This window comes from Pseudomonas sp. NPDC090203 (assembly GCF_044746765.1).
GTDB lineage: Bacteria > Pseudomonadota > Gammaproteobacteria > Pseudomonadales > Pseudomonadaceae > Aquipseudomonas > Aquipseudomonas putida_AD.
In genome coordinates, this window is the sequence record NZ_JBIVCV010000031.1 from 3486 (window position 1) to 5158 (window position 1673).

At 52.7% G+C, this 1673-nt stretch carries 2 rRNA genes (1 of these 2 only partly in view); both read left to right on the forward strand.

Annotated elements, in window-relative coordinates:
* Nucleotides 1-1399, forward strand: a 23S ribosomal RNA gene (locus ACIPO9_RS28135) (it extends 1570 nt beyond the left edge of the window).
* A 149-nt stretch (nt 1400-1548) separates the two neighbouring features.
* Nucleotides 1549-1664 (forward strand): 5S ribosomal RNA (gene rrf / locus ACIPO9_RS28140).
* Nucleotides 1665-1673: the final 9 nt, after the last annotated feature.

Genomic DNA, 1673 nt, shown 5'->3' on the forward strand with positions numbered 1-1673 from the left:
CCTAAGGCCGAGAGCTGATGACGAGTGTTCTTTAGAACACGAAGTGGTTGATGCCATGCTTCCAAGAAAAGCTTCTAAGCTTCAGGTAACCAGGAACCGTACCCCAAACCGACACAGGTGGTTGGGTAGAGAATACCAAGGCGCTTGAGAGAACTCGGGTGAAGGAACTAGGCAAAATGGCACCGTAACTTCGGGAGAAGGTGCGCCGGTGAGGGTGAAGGACTTGCTCCGTAAGCCCATGCCGGTCGAAGATACCAGGCCGCTGCGACTGTTTATTAAAAACACAGCACTCTGCAAACACGAAAGTGGACGTATAGGGTGTGACGCCTGCCCGGTGCCGGAAGGTTAATTGATGGGGTTAGCTAACGCGAAGCTCTTGATCGAAGCCCCGGTAAACGGCGGCCGTAACTATAACGGTCCTAAGGTAGCGAAATTCCTTGTCGGGTAAGTTCCGACCTGCACGAATGGCGTAACGATGGCGGCGCTGTCTCCACCCGAGACTCAGTGAAATTGAAATCGCTGTGAAGATGCAGTGTATCCGCGGCTAGACGGAAAGACCCCGTGAACCTTTACTATAGCTTTGCACTGGACTTTGAATTTGCTTGTGTAGGATAGGTGGGAGGCTTTGAAGCGTGGACGCCAGTCTGCGTGGAGCCATCCTTGAAATACCACCCTGGCAACTTTGAGGTTCTAACTCAGGTCCGTTATCCGGATCGAGGACAGTGTATGGTGGGTAGTTTGACTGGGGCGGTCTCCTCCTAAAGAGTAACGGAGGAGTACGAAGGTGCGCTCAGACCGGTCGGAAATCGGTCGTAGAGTATAAAGGCAAAAGCGCGCTTGACTGCGAGACAGACACGTCGAGCAGGTACGAAAGTAGGTCTTAGTGATCCGGTGGTTCTGTATGGAAGGGCCATCGCTCAACGGATAAAAGGTACTCCGGGGATAACAGGCTGATACCGCCCAAGAGTTCATATCGACGGCGGTGTTTGGCACCTCGATGTCGGCTCATCACATCCTGGGGCTGAAGCCGGTCCCAAGGGTATGGCTGTTCGCCATTTAAAGTGGTACGCGAGCTGGGTTTAGAACGTCGTGAGACAGTTCGGTCCCTATCTGCCGTGGACGTTTGAGATTTGAGAGGGGCTGCTCCTAGTACGAGAGGACCGGAGTGGACGAACCTCTGGTGTTCCGGTTGTCACGCCAGTGGCATTGCCGGGTAGCTATGTTCGGAAAAGATAACCGCTGAAAGCATCTAAGCGGGAAACTTGCCTCAAGATGAGATCTCACTGGAACCTTGAGTTCCCTGAAGGGCCGTCGAAGACTACGACGTTGATAGGTTGGGTGTGTAAGCGCTGTGAGGCGTTGAGCTAACCAATACTAATTGCCCGTGAGGCTTGACCATATAACACCCAAGCAATCTGCGACTCGAGAGAGCATCAGATTGCGGTGACTGTGAAGACGACAGCAACCGAAAGTTTGCAACACACAAACCGATCACATACCTGATTTGCTGATGCGAGGCCGCCTGGTCACGACTCAGTACCCGAATTTCTTGACGACCATAGAGCATTGGAACCACCTGATCCCATCCCGAACTCAGAAGTGAAACGATGCATCGCCGATGGTAGTGTGGGGTTTCCCCATGTGAGAGTAGGTCATCGTCAAGATTAAATTCC